Genomic DNA, 16,615 nt, shown 5'->3' with positions numbered 1-16,615 from the left:
CTTGATTCCAGGCCATCCTCCTGCGATGACCGCCGGTGTGACGAAAGCGAGCGCCCCCCCGGCCGACCCGACCCCGATGCCGGGGGATGTGGTGCTGGTCACGGCGCTCTGGATCCAGGTCTTTGCCGCTTGCATCTACGGCTGGCGCTTCGGCGAATACTACGACTACGGCTGGTACGTCCCGCCGCTGACCCTGCTGTTCGCTTACCGCCTGCGCGGGCTCTTTCCTACCGCCGCCCCGCTGCATGGGTGGATCTGGCTGAGCGCCGGCCTCCTGCTGACCGCCTTGCTCACCGTCCTGAGGGTGGTCGGGCGGGTCGATCCGCGCTGGACCCTACCGCTCTGGATACAAGCCGCGGTGGTCTTGGCGGTGACCTTGTGGGTCGCCCGTCGGCGGGGAGGCACGCCGGCCGCCCGTCGTCTGATCCCCGTCTTGTTGTTCGCCTGCACCGCCATTCCGCTGCCTTCGGTGCTGGAGAAAATGGCGGTCACCACCCTGACCGACAGCGTGATCTCGAGCTCCGCCGTGCTGCTCGGTTGGCTGGGTCGACCGGTTGAAGCGATCGGCGACCAACTCGGCCGGCTCGGTGAAGTCGTGCACGTCACCGAAGGCTGCAGCGGTATCCGCTCGGCCCAGAGCTTCCTGATGGTCTCGCTGTTTTTCGGCGAATGGATGTCGCTGCGGGCGCGCAACCGCTGGCTCATGGTCGGGGCGGGCCTGCTGACCGCCTGGACCCTCAACGTGATCCGGGCCAGCGCCTTGGCGTGGATCCGCTTCGAACACGGCGAGGCGGCCTTCGGCAAGGCGCACGATGTTGCCGGACTGCTCGCTTTTGCCGCCGGTTCCGCGACTTTGCTCGGGATTTCAAAGGCGCTCGACCGCGGGGCCTCGCCGCGCCGGATCAGCCGTCAGGTGGTGGAAGGAGGGGTGGCATGAAATTCCGCGCCGCGTGCCTGCTTTTCGCCCTGCCGGCGGTCGTGTCGGAGCTCGCGTCGCGCGCCTGGATGGATCCCGCCACCGCGGACCGTTCCGTGCCCCTGCTCGACCTGCGGGTCCCTGATGGGCCGGACAAGTGGATGCTGCACCCCGACCAGTACCGCGAGGTGCAGCCGTCCTTGCACTGCGACGCCGGCTGGATCGCGCAGTCCGACGGCGAGGAAAAGGCCGGCATGCGCATCGCCTGGTTCCAGTGGGACGGGGCGGAAACCGTCAACACCCTGGAGGCCTTCAAGCATCTGCCGGAGCAATGCATGGGAAGCATCGGGATGAGACTGGAGAAAATCCATCCGCGGCGGCGGCTTGAGATCGACGGCCACACGCTGGTTTTCGACTCGACCCAGTTCCGGCCGCGGGGCGGCGGGCAGGTGATGAATGTTTTCAAATGCGTCTGGGTCAGCGGGCTCGACGGTGCCGACCTGCGCGGGGACATCCTGCTGGGCGGCACCGGCCACGATCTCCGGCGCCTGCGCTTTGCCGCCGCCTTGACCCGCTTCAAGCCCGCTCACACCCGCGTCATCATGGGCTCGGTCGCCGGCCTGCCCTCCGAAGACCTGGCCTGGCACCAGCTTTCCGCCTCGCTCCGACAGGGCCTGCATTGGCAACTGGCAAACTCCCCTTGAGATGGGCGGCGCTTGCCCGAACCCTCGAATCATTCAAGCTTCGATCCCCCATGAATTTCATCGACCGCTGCCGCGACCGCTGGGCTGACCTCCATCCGCTGTGGCGCACGCTCGCGGTGCTGGGGGTGCTCGCCGGCCTCGCCTACGCTGCCTTCGGCCCGGCACTCGGGGTCTATCGCCATTGGCGCACCGACCGCCGCCTGGCCGACTCCCGCAAGGCGCTCGAGATGCAGAACTTCGCCGAGGCCCGCGAGCTGTCGCTGCAAGTCCTCCGCTCCGACGGCAGCCGCCAGGAAGCCATCCCGGTCCTGCTCCGCGCCGCTCATGCCCTCGGCGATCCCCGCCGTGCCGAGGTCGCCGTCGGCATCCTGGCCGCCAGCGGCTTCCCGCCCGATGACCGCAAGCTGGCCTGGCAGATTGTGTGCCGTTCCTGCTCCACCTGGTACGTGCGCGCGGTGTGGCCCGGCCTGCAGGACGCCGAGCGCGCCGACCCGGAATTCGTCGCCCCGCTTGTTGACCGGCTGCTGCGCGATGGCATGCCGACCGACGCCGCGCTCCTGCTCCGGCAGCACCCCCAGCCGCTGCCACCGGAACTCGACCTCCGCCTGATGAAGATCCTGATCGCGAAAGGCAGCGACGAGGCGTACCAGGAATTCCAGAAGACCCTCATCGGCCGCCTGGCCTCCGCCCCTGGCGATGCGGAAGCATGGGTCGGCTTGATTGACGAGCTGCCCCAATCGAGCCTGCTCCCCGGCACCTACGCCCCCTTGGCGGCCTGGCAGGCCACCCGGGGCGAGCCCGACCCCGCCGCAGCCCTCCGCCTGGCCCGCTGTGAAATGGCCGCCGCGCCGGATCGGGCGGATGAGATCTTCCAAGCCACTCTCGCCCGTTTCGGAGGATCCGCCCCCCTCGCGACCGCCCGCTGGTGCCTGCGCACCCGGCACCTCGATGCCGCGGACCGCTTGCTCGCCGCCCTGCCCGCCGGCGAGGAAATCGAGGCCTTTGACCTGCGCCGCCAATTGTTCGAGCAGGCCGACCGGCTGGAGGATTGGGAAAATCTGCTCGAGGACCCGCCGTCGCTGGCTTTCCTCCCGGAGATCCACTGCGACCAGGCCTACATCGCCGCCCGCCGCAAGGACCGCGACGCCCGCGACATCGCCGAGGCGGCCGCGCTGCGGACCGCCAAGGAAGCCACCGCCGACGACGCCCTGATCCGCCTGGCCCGCCACGCGGAGCAGCGCGGGCTCGATGCATTCGCGCAGCGCGCCTGGGTCGAGGCGATCCGCCGCGGCAACGGCCCGATCCCCCCTGCCACCCGGCTCAAGGGGGTGATCGAGAAGCTGGCGCTCGACAAAAAAGAATCAGAACTCCTCGAGGTCCTGACCGCCTACCGCTTCATCGAGCCCGGCAATCCGGTGATCATCGTCCAGCACGACTACCTTTCCTGCCTCAACGGCCGCATCACCCCGGACAACCTGATCCGCGACCTGGACCCGATCCACGAGAAGCTGCCCGACGCCCTGCCGGTCCGCTGCGTCCTCGCGCTCGGCCACCTGCTCAATGACAATGCCGACAAGGCGCTGGAGCTCACCGCCGGGTCCGACATCGACTGGTTCGCGGCCAGCCCCGCCTACCGGGCCATCCGCGGCATTACCCTCGCCGCCAACGACCGAAAAGAAGAAGCCGGGGTATTTCTGGAGGACTTTCCGTGGGACGAACTGCTGCCGGCGGAGCGGAAGACGCTCAAAGGCTTGGCGGATACACGAACAGAATCCTGAACAGCCATGAAGACGTCGTTCTTCCGATCATTGCTGTCAGACCGTTCTTTTGCACCAAATGGCAGATTGAAACACCCCCTGTTTTGGGGACCCGGAATCATTCAGTTCCGCGAAAAATCACTTTAAAATTTGTGCAATTCTGGATACCGAACTGCTGCCGTTTGGCTACAACTTACTTGGCCCGTCATCTTACCGCCATCTGAAGCTCGCTTTCATCTCATTCCTCCCCCTTCTTTATGATCTCACGACCTACCGTCGGGACCAGCGTCATTGCTGCATGCTTCGCCTTTGGTTCGACCAACTCCCGGGTGCAGGGAGCAGCGCTCTATTGGGACGCCAGCAATGCTTCCGGCATTCAAGCAGGTAATGGCAACTGGGACACTTCCAATGCCAATGCCTCTGGCAAGAACTGGAGCGAGAGCCCTGGTGGCGGAGGCAATATTTTCTGGAGCACCACCTCGACGCCGGCAGACGACGCTTATTTCACGGTCAACGGATCATCGTTGGTCACGGTTGTTACCAACGTCACGGTGAACTCCATGACCTTCACGGGCACCGGTTACTCCATCGCGGGAAATGCCGGCACCGCGGTCACTCTGGCGGGCCCGAATATCACGACAAATGCCGCGGCTTCGATTTCGGCAGTCCTTGCCGGAACTTCGGGACTCACCAAGCTCGGTACCTCAACCCTCACCCTTTCGGGCGTCAACACCTACACAGGGACCACGACCGTTAGCGCCGGCACCCTCACCCTCAGCGGGAGCGGCACCCTTGGCGCAGCTTCGGGCGCCATCAACGTCGCAGGCGGCACGCTCAATCTCGGGGGACTGGCCCGTACCCGCACCGGCACGGTCACACTCACCTCCGGCAGCATCACCAACGGCACGCTCAACCAGACCGGAGGAAATTTCTCGGTTCAGTCCGGCACAGCCTCAGCGATTCTCGGCGGCACCGCGGGGCTGAACAAGACGACATCCGGCACGGTCACCCTCACAGCAGCCAACACCTACACCGGAGCGACCACTCTCAGCGGCGGTATTTTGATTGCCGGAAATACTAACGCCCTTGCGGGCTCAAGCAGCGTCACCCTCGGCGGAGGCTCCCTGCATAGCTCGGTGGGCAACATCAACACCAACGGGCTCACGATCACGTCCGGAACGCTCGCGCTCAACGGCACCGCTGCTGGCAGCGCCACACTGGCTTCCGGAACCAATTTCGCCATGAGCGGTGGAATCTGGTCCCTCGACCTTGCCTCTTCGACCGATCAAATTTTCGGATCAGGCGGTGGGATTTTCTCCATCACCGGCGGAACCTTCGATCTCGGTGGCGGCGGGATCGATTACACGAGCAGCTATAACCTGCTGTCTGGCTTCGCTTCCGGCAGCGTCTCGGGTCTCAGCTTTTCCAACTACGACACCGTCAACTACGCGGCTCAATTCAGCCCTGCCGGGGTTCTGTCGTTCTCGGTGATTCCTGAACCCGGATCGGCCTTGGCGGGTCTCCTGATCAGCGCCGGCCTCTTCCGCCGCCGCCGCCAACGGCGCTAGGATTGGTTTGCAACGACCTTCCGGTTTTTCCAAGCCGCCCTCCTAACCGGAGTGGCGGCTTTCTTTTTCTCAACGGCTTCGATGGCTCTACCCGCGGGCCGATTCCCGCCGCCTGCGCGTCAATCCGCACAACACCAGCAGCCCGGCAATGGCACTCCCCGGCTCGGGCACGGATGACAGCGCCGTCCACTGCACTCCCGCCGGATCCACGCTGAACGAGCCGTAACCCGCCTCGGCCCCGCCGTTCACCACCGCGAAGCTCGAGAAGGGATCGATCGACGCGAAGTTCGCGAAGATCGACGACCACCCCCAAGTCCGGTCGCTTTCCCAGAATGACCCGCTGAAGTCGACACCATCCCCGATCACGATCTGGAACACCGCGGCGCCATCGACCGAAAGCGTCCCGCCTGCGCTGGTCCGCTCAACCGAATCGAACCCTGAACTGATGCTGTTCCCGTTGAGATCCCACTCGAAGACCGAAGTCGCCCCGTAGCTGAGATTCCCGACAAAGCGCTGGCTTGCCACCGCCCCCGCCGCGGCGCCGACACCGTGGGTGCCGTTCACCGTGGTGTTTCCTCCCACGGTGCCGCTGCCTGCCAGCCGCGCGCCTTGGGCAACCAGCACACTTCCCGACGCCGCGGACTGATCGCCATCCACCTGCAAAATACCGGCATTGACCGTGGTCGCACCGCTGTAGCTGTTGGCCCCGCTCAGGATCACCCGGGAGTTCTGGTTCACATCGATGCCACCGCCCCCTGAAACGGCCGCCCCCAAGGTCAGGGATTTGCCGTTGTCCCCGTAGACCTTCAGGTAGTTGCCGTTGGTATCGATCGCCCCGCCGATGACCAGGTCGCCGTTGACCGGATTCAGCTCGAGCCCGTGGACGTATCCCAACTTGATCGGGAAGTTGAGCGTCTGCGTCGAGGCCGACAGGTTCTCGATCTTCGGGATGTTGCCGCCAAAGTCGTAAAAGGTGTTCTCGGTGCTGCCGCCGATCACCCGCGACGCCGAGCCGCCATCAAAAAAGATCCGGTAGCGGTTGGTCGCCGACAGGTCGTTGGTCATGGTTGTCTGGACACCATTGTCGAAGCGCAGGATCTCGGAGCCTGACGGCGTCTCGGTGTAGCCCCGCCACCAGTTGCCACTCTCGGACCAGGACCCGTTACTCGCCTCGTTCCGCCAAGAGTAGGTGGTTTGGGCGTGAGCGCTCCCCGCGGCAAGCAGCAGCATCGCTTTGATCAATGCAATGCCCGGGAGGGCGCGAACTGCCCTCGACAGGGCGGCAAATCGTACAGTCACCATGGATTCTCACTTGGGTTGATCGCCGGCTCCTCATTTCGGGTCGAAGGGGAACCAGCTTCTATATGATGTCGGCGAGCCCCGGGTGGTTTAGAAAAAGCGTCCACACACACGCCGATCTCATCTTTGGACGCACTTGGGTTCGGGGAATCGCGCGGAAGCGCGAGCAGGGCCGACCGTCCCCGGTCGGCCGAGAGGTGGGAGATCGGCCAGCCGTCGGGGACCGTTCCGGTTGGCCGAGGGCGTCCAACCCTACCGATTACAGCCAGCCAAGATGCGGTAGCCCTGAATCCGCACCGGCCAGTGATCGAAGCCCGTGATCCGGTCGCAAGACCGCAGCGGCGCTTGGCCCGGTAGATGCTCGCATGGGATCAACCGCGTGACTTCCCTGTCGCAATCCACTCAAATGTTTGCCATCGACTCGGATTATACCCTTAACTAAATAGCTTCTTGTTTTGGATGAATAATCACTCTTCTTCTTTCATTGGCGACCAAAACGAATGCCCTTCCCGTATTATGAAAAAACATTCGACCCAATCCCAGCGACGAACATTGGTTGTCATTTCAGCAATCACACTCGCCACCGACCCCACCAGGGCGGACACCCTCTATTGGAATCCGCCCGGATCATCTGGCGCGATCACCACTGCTACAAACAATTGGTACAATGCCGATTCCGGATCACAAGTCGCTGCCGGAGGATCCAGTTCGGCTGACTCTTTGCGCTTTGCAGGAACCGGCACGAATTCCAAGGACGCACCATCATCAATGTCTATCGGCTCAACGATCGGCTTTACTTCGATGACATTCGAAGACGGATTCAATCCAACCAACACCTCCACGATCAGCCACAATTCATCAAATAACTACTATTTCCGGATGCAGCCGGGCTGGAGCCTGAACAACAATGCTTCGAGCGGAGTGGTCTCGTTCGGAGCGACAAATTCCGGTGAATTCAACTTTGCCATGAATGGCAACGGAACGGTTCATGTCGCCACGGGTGCTGGCATCCTGGTCGGATCCGGAGTCTCCTTACAGAACCAGTCTTCGATCGCAACCGGCGGCTTCACCAAAACCGGCAACGGAACCCTCACCCTTTCCGGCGCCAACAGCTACACCGGCGCGACCGTGGTCTCCGGCGGTACCCTGGTAATCAATGGCAACCAAAGCGGCGCCACCGGCGACGTCACCGTGCAAAGCGGGGCGACCCTGGCCGGCAGCGGGACGATTGGCGGCGCCACCACGATTCAGGCCGGCGGCATCCACGGACCGGGGAACAGTCCGGGGCTGCAGACTTTTTCCGGGGACCTTTCCTATAGCGACGATTCGATCTTCGCGTGGGAGTTGGGGTCGGAAACAACCAGCGGCCGCGGCACGGCATTCGATGCCGTCAACGTCGGCGGCAGCCTGACCGTCGGCGACGCGGTGTTCCGCGTGATCGTGAGCGGCTTGGATCTGGGCAGCGAATTCTGGGACAGCCCGCTGCTCGATTGGGATGTCTTCAACACGGCTTCATCCGGCGCTTTCACGCAGTTCGAGCTCTACGATTCCGGGGACCTGATGACGGCCATTGATTTCAGCGGCCACGGATCGTTCTCGTTCGATTCCGCCACCGGCAACCTCCAGTGGTCGGCCATCCCCGAACCCTCGAGCGCCCTCGCCGGCACCTTGATCGCGGCCGGGCTGCTCCGCCGCCGGCGGAAACCCCTCGCGGCTTAACGGGATCCCCTCCCGAAGAGACCGGCCAGCTTGGCGGCATTGGTGTCGCGGTTGAAATGCTCGAGCCCGAACCGGGCGGCCGCAGCCCCCCGGGCGCGGGCTTCCGCGGGATCACACGCAGCCCCGATGACTTCCACCAGAGAACCGCTGTCCCCGGGCTCCACCACCCACCCGCCGCCACTCTCCCCGATCCATCGGGCGGTGCTGGATTCACGGGATCCGACGTAGATCACCGGCCGGGCGGCCGCGAAGATGCCCTGCAACTTGCTCGGCAACATGGTGCCTCTCCACGAGGGTTCGAGCGATGCGAGGTGAACGTCGGCGCTACGCAGATGGGCCGCGAGCTGTTTCCGCGGCACGTAGTCATGGAGTTCCACCGCGGCCCCGGGATTCGCGGCCATGAACTGCTCGATCTCAGCCTGCCGCTTGCCGCCACCGAAGAAGACGAAGCGGACGCTTCGGTTGCAGGGAGCAGGGGGCAGAGAGCAGGGAGCAGAGGCCGATGAAAGTTCGCGCGCTGCAGCGAGGAATTCGCCGAAGCGATGCCCGAGGCCCATGTTCCCGGAATACATCAGGATCAACTCGTCGTCCTCCCAGCCGCGCTCCCGCCGCAGTTCCAACCCCTCGGCTTCAAGGCTTGAGGAGCGCATGGGGCATGGGGCATGGGGCATGGACGCTCCCGATTCCCCCTCTGCCCTCTGCCCTTCGCCCTCTGCCCCTCCCTCTTCCGAACTCCACAGCGGCACCCACTCCGAGGCCTTTCCCCCGTGGAGATGCCGGTCGACCCGCTCCGCCATGTCGGGTCCCAGGGTGACGATGGCGGCACTCCGGCTTCCACCGAAGCCCCAGCGCGTCAGCCAGGCGAGGCATCGCTGCGGTATGGATCCCTCCTGGATCATCCCATGCGCCACCATCACGTCGGGATAAAGATCCATCACCCAGTGGGCATGATCCGCACCGCGCAGCTTTGAAAGGATCCGCGCCAACACCGAGAGATAGGGCGGTGTGGTCAAGACCAGCACCCGGTCGGGCTTTGGGCTCAGGGTCAACAACCGCCAGGCGACACCGAGGTAGAAGGAAGCATAGTCGCCCAGCTTGCCGATGAAAGTCCCGCGCCCGAAGCGGGTCGCACCGATCCGGATCACCTGGAGACCGGCGTGAGAGTGGCCGGTGGTCAGTGGTCGGTGGTCAGTGTTGTCTGACGAGGAAGATGGCAACGGGGGTGACGTTCCCGATTCCAGCGTTTCAGATTTTCCCGCATACCCCCCCTCCGCACAGAGCACCGTCACCCGGTGCCCCGCCGCGACCAGCGCCGCGGCCACCGCCTCCAACATCAGTCCCGTCGGCGCTTCGTCGGGAGGATAGTATTGATTCACCAGCACCAGATGCACAGAGGGAGAAAAACGCTGAAACCGGGGTGGATGAAACTCTGAAATCCCCGGAGCAGGCGGCAATTCAGCGACCGGGCTTGCGATCCCAATCCGGATCCCGGGATATCCCCCAACCTTCCTGTCCCGCTGGAAATGCAGGGGCTCGATCGGACCCCGCCATGGATCGCATCTGCCGGAATTTTTCATTCTCGCATTCGTTCTTTCCCCGTTTGATCGATCGCAGGCCATCGGCACCGGTGGTTTCCCTCCTCATGTCCTATCGCACCCCTTCATCCCTCGCGACCGACACCACCGACGCGGAACGGCGATCCGGCGTCGTTTTCTCAGCGTTTCTCGCCTTCGCCATGCTCGCCCTGGCGTTCCCGGAGATGGCTCCTCAAGCACTCCAAGGGATCCTTTGGACCGGCGCGGGCCTGGTGATGGTCCTGTTTCCACCGGAGTCGAGGATCCCGCGTTCCTGGTGGCTCCTCGGCTGTGGCTTCGCGGCAGCTTCTGCCATCGGGTTCCTTCCGCGCGACTGGTTCCACCTCACGGAATGGAGGCAGAAGCTCGAGGATCAAGGCCTCGATACCGGGCCCTACGCCTTTGTGCAGGCGTCGCTGGCGATCGAAACCCTGGCAGGCTACATCGTCACAACGATCGTCGCGCTCTTCCTCCTCGGCCACCGGGTCGGGACGCGCGGGCACCACCAGCTCCTGCTGGCCTTCGTGACCGGAACCGGAGTTCTCACGGCAGCGGCGATCGCCTTGCACAAGCCGGGTGACGTGTTCGGCTTCTTCCCCAACCGCAACCACACCGCCACCTTGCTCGCGATGGGAAGTTGCGCCGGCTTCGGGGCCCTCGCCCAGGCGATCCGAGTTCGGGACGCATGGCGAATCGCCCTTGCCGCCGTCCCCACCTTGCTCTGCCTCTATGCGATCGTCGTCGTCTGCGAAAGCCGGGCCGGCGTCTTGCTTCTCGCCGTCGGATCATTCCTCTGGCTCGCCGCGACCGGCTTCCGCCTGATGGGCGGACATGCCGGGAAGGCCCTCCTTCTGATCGCCATCGCGCTGGTGGGAACCTTCTTGACGGTCGATTCCCGCGTGAAGGACCGCCTCAAGGACACGGTGGAGAAAATCCAACAATCGGCGGATGCTCCTTCGCCGGGGCAGCTGTCCGCCGGCACATCGCCCGGTGACATGGCTTCCCCCGAGGTCACCGAGCCCCCTCTCGACGCCAGACTCGCCATCTACAAAGACACCTTGCAGATGATCGGACACGAGCCCTGGTCCGGAGTCGGGCCCGGCCAATTTTCACGCGTCTTTCCCCAATACCGCCGTTCGTCAACGGCCAGCAACGACTCCATCTGCCTGCACCCCGAGAGCGACTGGCTGCTGCTGCTCGCCGAGAACGGCGGTTTGGCAACCGGATGGCTGCTGGCCGTGGTTGCCATCGTCTTCATCACCGCCGGCCGACGCGCCTGGAGAGGCCGGGCGAGGGCTTTGCGCATGGGCTCGCTCGTCGCAGCCTCGCTTCTTTGCCTCCACGCAACCTTCGACGTTCCGGCGCATCGGGTCGGCCTTGCCTGGAGCGCCATCCTGCTCGTGGCAAGCGCGCTGCGGACATCCTTCACTCAAGAGGGCGATGAAATCCCGCCATTCCGGTCGGCCCGCTGGTTCTGGCGATCGACCGGCGTTCTGCTCGCGCTGACGGGGGCAGCGCTGATGGTCCTGCAATGGCGCGGCGACGTCGCCCTCCCGAGCCGCCAGGCCTTGGCACACCTCGACCGGGCCCGGTTGCTGCATGAGCAGGATCAGATTGCCCAGAAAGCAGCGGCCGCCGAAGGACGGGACTACCAGCCTGCCCCGCAGGATGACCCGTTGGAGGCAGCCTTGGCCGAGATCGGTCGGGCACTCCGGATCACTCCCTTGGACCCCCACGCCCACTACCTGCAGGGCGCCCTGGCCCTTTACTTCGATGACAAACAGGCCCTTGCCGCGCGCTCCTTCGCCATCCAGCGGATCCTTCTGCCCGACCGCGTCCTGGTCCCGATCGATCAGGCCCGTGCCTGGCTGGTCTCGAATCCGAATCGCTCCATCGAACTTTGGCAGGAAGCCATGCAGCGTGCGACCGCGGCCGAATCGAAAACCATGAACCAGGGACTCATCTCCCGGACCTTCCAGACCATCCTGAAAGATAGTTCCCAATCCCCGGGCACCCTCCCGTCCCTGCTGCCCCTCGCCGGATCGGATCCGAATCTCGTCCGACGCTGGATTGCCGCTGTGCCAACCGATTTGAGCGACAGCGCGCTGCCCGGACTGCTCCTCCAGATATCCGACCCCTCGAAACGGAAAGAGATTTTTGGAATTTGGTCCAGACGATCGAAAAGTCCGGTGCCGCGGAATTTCGCGAGCGCGCATCCGGAATTCGAGCTTTCCGACCCGTGAATCGCCGGCAGCGGCCCAGCCATCCCCTGGAAACCCGAAGACACAACGAGGATTCCGCCCCGGAAATGAACCGCCTTCATGCTTCGGGTCCTTGCCATTGAATGCGACTCCAAATGCAGCCTCGAATTAAAAAAACCCACGGAATACGTTCTGCAAAATTGACCCCGCGAATCTAACCTGTTAATTCCAGCGCCGTCATGAAGAAGATCCTCCTCGCATCTGCCATCGCCTGCCTTGCCGGGCTCTCGCCCGCTTACGCCGCAAGGGGTGGCGCGCCGATCGTCGTGGTCACAACCACTTCGACCACGACCCCTCCGGTCAGCCCGTTTTGACCGGTCATCCGTCTTCGATGTCAACTCCGTCCAAACTTCATTAGTTTACATCCATTCTCTCCATGCGACTCCCCCTCCTCACAAGCGCCTTGATGGCGACCGCTGCCTTGGTATCCGTTTCGAAGGGTGCCGTGACGGTTTACTCGACCGGATTTGAATTCGGCGAGGGCACCACGCTGGGCGCGAAACTCGACGGCCAGCTCGGTTGGTCCGTGAACAACTCGGCCGGCAACGACGATGCCAGCTACGTCATCAACCCCGGTGCCTCCTGGGGTCGGGCCGCCACCTTGGGCTACACCGCCACGGTCGCCAATTCCGAAGTCTACGTGAGCCACACCGCGTATGATGTTCCCTTGGATGGCTCGATGTTTTCGGTGAAGTTCCAGGTTGTCGACAGCGTGAGCGACACCTCGGGCGTGGGCCGGGACACCTTCGGCTTCCGGCTTGAGAATGGTTTCGGTGACAATCTGCTCAGCATCTTCCTCACCCCCTTCGACCAGGATCCCGATCCGGACACGGATACCCTTTTCAACACCTTTTCATGGTCGACCGGAGCCGGTGCCGCAACGTCCGTGCTCGGGGGCTTTTCCGCCCAGGAGTCCTTCGCCTACACGCTCTCCATCGCCTTCAGCCTGTCGGGAGCGAATGACATCAGCTTCCTCGCAGATGTGAACGGCTCCCAGTTCAGCGGCGTGCTTGCCGGACTGGGCGCGGAGGACATCTCCACCATGGGTGCATTCTGGGATATCAACAACATTGCGGATCCCGGCAGCAATTTCCTGGTCTTCGACGACGTGACCCTCTCAGCAAACGTGATTCCTGAACCTTCGGTGGCCCTCCTCGGACTGGCCGGCCTCGGCGCAGGCCTCCTGCGCCGCCGCCGCTCGTAAGGTGGCACGAGTCATCTCTGGTGGATTTTCCGACACACTGCCTCCCTTGAAGAAGGGAGGCAGTTTTTTTGCTCATGCCCTCGATGCCATATCCCCGCCAGCGCAGGTACTGACCCAATGCCACGGCATGCCCCGCACGCTTGCGTTCACGTGTGACCCTAGCCGCCGGGATTAGGACCGGCTCGAGCAGCGAAGTCCCACCGGGAGCGCGGGATTCATCCCGATGCCTTTGAGGACTCAGCCCTTCGCGCAGGTAATACCCGGCTTCTGGCCCCGAAGGGGTTACCTGAAGTAGCCCGGGGCGAGCGTAGTGCGGCCCCGGAATTCAAGAAGATGAATGCGGGGTGCCCTGAAGGGGCACACGGGGGGCGCGTCCAATCCCATGGGGACACTACCGCCTGCATCCCGCACCTTCAGCGCGGCAAAGGCATTCCGATTTTATTCCAGGGGCGCTGCCCCTGGCTATCTCAGGCCAGACCTTCGGCCTGCATGGAGCTCCCGATCCCCGCCATCCGCCATCCGCCAAGCCGCCAGCCACCACCCATCCTGATGCAGGCACAAAAAAGGGCGCATCCTGCGATGCGCCCTTGGAATTTAATCGATGATCAGAGCGAGCATTTGAGCCCGCGGCGGATCAAGCGAGACCCGCCACCGGTCCGCGCCTGCGATGGCGAAGCAGGCCACCGCAACCGACAAGGCAACCCAAGGCCAACATGCTGGCCGGCTCGGGAATGGCGGAGAGTCCGGTCAGCGCCAAGTTGTCGATGCGGAAGGTTTCCCCGCCACCCGCAAGAGTCGAGAAGGTGAAGGTGATCGATTGTCCCACTGCCAGCGAATAACCGGCCAGGCTCATGGCCAGATCGCTGTAGTTCGCACCCTCATCCCACTGGAAATGCTTCACGAGCGGGTCCGAAGTGCCTCCAAAGCTCGCTGAGCCCAACCCGCCACCACCGGAAATCGCCCAGCTCATGTTCAGGACGCTGGATGAACTCTCCTTGTAAGCGGCGTCGAACAGAAGCGAGCCGAGAGAAACCGAGGAGGTCGAACCGTTGGTGATCGAGAACACCAACTGCCCGCCCGTTCCCGATTGCACCTTGGCGTGGCCGTTCAGGGCCGTGCCGGACGGCACCGCGTAGCCGCCATCCGCACCGAAATAGCCGTCGTTGCTGCCACCGATATCTTCACTGGCAATTCCGTCGGTCACGGTTCCGGAAAAGCCGGTCTCACTGTTGGTGACAACTTCGACATTGTCGGCACCGTCGAAATTGTAAAAGCCCACCAACAAGGTGGCGGACGCGAGCTGAGGCAGTGCCAATACCGCGGTACCGGCAAAAACCGAGAGGAGGGAGCGCTTCATGTTCAGCGTTGGGAGGGGGTTGAAGGGGTAGATCGAAATCGAACAGGGGTGAATTAACGGCTGCCTCCCGGATTGGAAAGGAAAAACCTGACTTGCCATGAGATTCATCGGCATGGCTGGGAGATCGGTCCATGAGTCAAATTCATCCTCGTGTTTCCAAGGGGAAAATGGGCCGACGGAATATCAACACGGCCTCAGGATCCCGGTAACTCATATTGACCCGGCAGGCGGGGTGCCGGCAGGGCCGGCAGGACATCATTGGACCGATCCCGCTCCAACTTTTCCACCGCCTTGCGCCACGCCGGGACCTGGTCCACATCCGTGTCGGACTCGATGCGTTCGAGCTCTGGAAGCGGCAAGCCGGCGATCTGGAGCTTGATCAGCAGATCGCGGAAGGCGATCCGCTCCTGCCGCATGAAGATCCGCCAGTTCACTTGGCTAAGAAGCGCCCTGCCTTCCGCGGTCTTGCCGGCAAGGACCAGCGCGGATCCCTCGAGCGCTTCCTTCATCATCGGGGCCACCCGCTCGCTGGCCCTCACCTTGGGCACCAGCCCGAGCGCGCCCTCGACATCCCCGTCCATCATCCTCGCCAGCATCAGGGCGGAGTCCAACTCCGGCATCTCCGGATGCTGGGCGACCAGCGCCTCCATCGCGTCCGCCACCTGTTCAGGCGGCAGGATCCCGTGGATCAACGCGAGATAGTTGAAATTGTTGATCAGTTCGGGGTTCTGCGGCTCGAACCTCAACATGACCCGATACATCGCCAGCAGGTCCTCGGATCGACCCTTGACGGCCAGACGGCCGAACACATGGAGCAGGTCGGTATAGAGCGGAAGCGGTCCCCAGCCGGAGCACACCGCACCGACCCAGGCGTCTTCCACCGCGCCCTTCGCGTCGTAGCCCTGGGCGATCCCGGCGATCTCGATGAAGCGATTGCGCGACCCGTCGAAAGCGGCCTGATTGAGCGCCCGGGTCCAGGCAGCAGTCGCGGCGGCCCGGTTGCCATGGTAGCGGGCGATCGCCGCCCGAACCAACTCCACCTCCACCATGTCCGTCGATGCCGGCGGGGAATCCAGTGCGACCTCCAGCTCATCGTGCCGGTCGAGCCGCAGCAGCGCGTTGAGCCATGCGAGATAAGCGCTCGAGCTGGACTTTGCCGGCTCCTCCAACAACTCCACCGCTTGCGCCGACCGATTGTGCCGGACCAGCCAGGTCCCCAAGGGGCCCGGATCGACGGCCAGGAAGCGATCGATCGCCTCCCGGAAGATTTGTTCCCGGTCGCCGGGATTCGCCTCGATCCGGGGATGAAGTGCCAGCAAGTGGTGGAGCGTGGTCGCCTTGGTCGTACCCGCGACCCATTGGGGGAGATCTTCCGGCAGCGGCTCGCCCGGAGCCAAGCCCCCGGGCGTTTCGCCGAGGATCAACAATGCCTCCAGCGCCACCGCCTCGTCCCCGCCGGACACCATGTCCGCGAAGATCCGCCGCGCTTCGTCCATCCGCTTCCGGTCGCCGACGGCGCACAGCGTCCGCAGCAACTCGAGCTTGACCTCCGGGGGAGCAGCTTCCCCGGAACTTTCGCGAAGTCCTTTCTCAGCCAAGGCGAACTCCCCCCGCTTCACCAGCAAGGGCGTGATCGCCGCCCGGAACTCCGCCTCGTCGCGGAGCGCCTCGTCCAGACTGGCATAGGCGCTGAGCCCGACCGCCTGGGGGGCCTGGACTGCCAGCACCCGCAGGCACTCCAGCCGGTCGTCGCGGGTCGCCCGGGGATCGGTGAACAACTGGGCCGCGGCCAGATAGGCACGGGGTTCCCCCATCTTCCCCAAAGCCCGGGTCCACAGGCGGAAAGCCTCGAAATCATTGCGCCGCGCCATCAGCACGCTGCGCGCCTTGTCCCGCGCCGAGCCCCAGTCCTCCAGGCGGGCGGCCACCATCGCGGCCTCCATGTTCTTGTTGATCCGGTACTCACGGAAGGCGCGGTAGGCAGGCTTCGCCGACAAGCCGATGACCGCCAGCACCACCAGCACCACGGCGGCCACCTTCATGCGCCAGACCTTCAGCTCCTTCCGCAAATGCGGATTGTCACTGAAGCCACTGATATCTTGATGAGTCGTCTGCGAGGACCAACGGGCCATGGGAGGAGGGGGTGGGGGTAGAAAAGCTGAAACGTTGAAAGTTGAAAGTTGAAATGCGGGCGGCCGGAATTTGGGAAACGGACGGAACGTCAGTGGTCAGTGGTCAGTGGTCAGTGGTCAGTGG

At 63.9% G+C, this 16,615-nt stretch carries 12 protein-coding genes; 8 read left to right on the top strand and 4 right to left on the bottom strand.

Translation table 11 applies throughout. The features are described from left to right. Positions 1–25 precede the first annotated feature (25 nt). The 4 genes from IG178_RS09355 (at position 26) to IG178_RS09340 (ending at position 4,945) form a co-directional block, all read left to right on the top strand. The gene (locus tag IG178_RS09355; protein ID WP_193212280.1) at positions 26–937 is read left to right on the top strand and encodes an exosortase/archaeosortase family protein; all 912 of its coding nucleotides are present in this window, start codon (positions 26–28) and stop codon (positions 935–937) included. Next, a complete protein-coding gene (locus IG178_RS09350; protein ID WP_193212279.1) occupies positions 934–1,620 on the top strand; it encodes a hypothetical protein in 687 nt (228 codons plus the stop codon). Before IG178_RS09355 ends, IG178_RS09350 begins: the two co-directional genes overlap by 4 nt. 50 nt (positions 1,621–1,670) lie before the next feature. Then, complete coding sequence (locus IG178_RS09345; protein WP_193212278.1) at positions 1,671–3,398, top strand: hypothetical protein; 1,728 nt, start codon at positions 1,671–1,673, stop codon at positions 3,396–3,398. Positions 3,399–3,634: 236 nt separating this feature from the next. Beyond that, positions 3,635–4,945 carry an autotransporter-associated beta strand repeat-containing protein gene (locus tag IG178_RS09340; RefSeq protein ID WP_193212277.1) on the top strand — a complete coding sequence of 437 codons (1,311 nt, stop codon included), beginning with the start codon at positions 3,635–3,637 and terminating at the stop codon, positions 4,943–4,945. A gap of 87 nt (positions 4,946–5,032) precedes the next feature. Here the strand turns inward: IG178_RS09340 and IG178_RS09335 are convergent, their stop codons facing one another. Continuing rightward, on the bottom strand, positions 5,033–6,175 hold the full coding sequence (locus IG178_RS09335) for an autotransporter-associated beta strand repeat-containing protein (RefSeq protein WP_193212276.1): 1,143 nt from the start codon (positions 6,173–6,175) through the stop codon (positions 5,033–5,035). Positions 6,176–6,703: 528 nt separating this feature from the next. On the opposite strand from IG178_RS09335, the gene IG178_RS09330 reads away from it, so the two are divergent. Beyond that, on the top strand, positions 6,704–7,963 hold the full coding sequence (locus tag IG178_RS09330; protein ID WP_193212275.1) for an autotransporter-associated beta strand repeat-containing protein: 1,260 nt from the start codon (positions 6,704–6,706) through the stop codon (positions 7,961–7,963). On the opposite strand, the gene IG178_RS09325 is transcribed toward IG178_RS09330, so the two are convergent. Beyond that, entirely contained in the window at positions 7,960–9,339 is a 1,380-nt protein-coding gene (locus IG178_RS09325; RefSeq protein WP_193212274.1) for a glycosyltransferase, read from the bottom strand. The two genes, IG178_RS09330 and IG178_RS09325, sit on opposite strands and share 4 nt — an antisense overlap. Before the next feature lie 266 nt (positions 9,340–9,605). Here IG178_RS09325 and IG178_RS09320 point away from each other — a divergent pair, with 266 nt between their 5' ends. The 3 genes from IG178_RS09320 (at position 9,606) to IG178_RS09315 (ending at position 13,002) form a co-directional block, all read left to right on the top strand. After that, entirely contained in the window at positions 9,606–11,780 is a 2,175-nt protein-coding gene (locus IG178_RS09320; protein WP_193212273.1) for an O-antigen ligase family protein, read from the top strand. 197 nt (positions 11,781–11,977) lie between these two features. Further along, a complete protein-coding gene (locus IG178_RS25915) occupies positions 11,978–12,112 on the top strand; it encodes a hypothetical protein (RefSeq protein ID WP_255518961.1) in 135 nt (44 codons plus the stop codon). A gap of 62 nt (positions 12,113–12,174) precedes the next feature. Next, positions 12,175–13,002, top strand: a complete 828-nt coding sequence (locus IG178_RS09315; RefSeq protein WP_193212272.1) for a PEP-CTERM sorting domain-containing protein — start codon at positions 12,175–12,177, stop codon at positions 13,000–13,002. Between the two features lie 634 nt (positions 13,003–13,636). Here the strand turns inward: IG178_RS09315 and IG178_RS09310 are convergent. Next, positions 13,637–14,473 carry a hypothetical protein gene (locus IG178_RS09310; RefSeq protein WP_193212271.1) on the bottom strand — a complete coding sequence of 279 codons (837 nt, stop codon included), beginning with the start codon at positions 14,471–14,473 and terminating at the stop codon, positions 13,637–13,639. Positions 14,474–14,553: 80 nt separating this feature from the next. Further along, the gene (locus IG178_RS09305; RefSeq protein ID WP_193212270.1) at positions 14,554–16,491 is read right to left on the bottom strand and encodes a hypothetical protein; all 1,938 of its coding nucleotides are present in this window, start codon (positions 16,489–16,491) and stop codon (positions 14,554–14,556) included. Between the last annotated feature and the right edge of the window lie 124 nt (positions 16,492–16,615).

The organism is Neoluteolibacter marinus, assembly GCF_014904755.1.
GTDB classification, from domain to species: domain Bacteria; phylum Verrucomicrobiota; class Verrucomicrobiia; order Verrucomicrobiales; family Akkermansiaceae; genus Haloferula; species Haloferula marina.
This window is presented reverse-complemented; position numbering and strand designations above follow the sequence as displayed.

Bases quoted from the DNA above. Each gene is read 5' to 3' on its own strand.
- IG178_RS09355 (WP_193212280.1), top strand. From the start codon at position 26: ATGACCGCCGGTGTGACGAAAGCGAGCGCCCCCCCGGCCGACCCGACC.
- IG178_RS09350 (WP_193212279.1), top strand. From the start codon at position 934: ATGAAATTCCGCGCCGCGTGCCTGCTTTTCGCCCTGCCGGCGGTCGTG.
- IG178_RS09345 (WP_193212278.1), top strand. From the start codon at position 1,671: ATGAATTTCATCGACCGCTGCCGCGACCGCTGGGCTGACCTCCATCCG.
- IG178_RS09340 (WP_193212277.1), top strand. From the start codon at position 3,635: ATGATCTCACGACCTACCGTCGGGACCAGCGTCATTGCTGCATGCTTC.
- IG178_RS09335 (WP_193212276.1), bottom strand. From the start codon at position 6,175: ATGCTGCTGCTTGCCGCGGGGAGCGCTCACGCCCAAACCACCTACTCT.
- IG178_RS09330 (WP_193212275.1), top strand. From the start codon at position 6,704: ATGAATAATCACTCTTCTTCTTTCATTGGCGACCAAAACGAATGCCCT.
- IG178_RS09320 (WP_193212273.1), top strand. From the start codon at position 9,606: ATGTCCTATCGCACCCCTTCATCCCTCGCGACCGACACCACCGACGCG.
- IG178_RS25915 (WP_255518961.1), top strand. From the start codon at position 11,978: ATGAAGAAGATCCTCCTCGCATCTGCCATCGCCTGCCTTGCCGGGCTC.
- IG178_RS09315 (WP_193212272.1), top strand. From the start codon at position 12,175: ATGCGACTCCCCCTCCTCACAAGCGCCTTGATGGCGACCGCTGCCTTG.
- IG178_RS09310 (WP_193212271.1), bottom strand. From the start codon at position 14,473: ATGCCGATGAATCTCATGGCAAGTCAGGTTTTTCCTTTCCAATCCGGG.
- IG178_RS09305 (WP_193212270.1), bottom strand. From the start codon at position 16,491: ATGGCCCGTTGGTCCTCGCAGACGACTCATCAAGATATCAGTGGCTTC.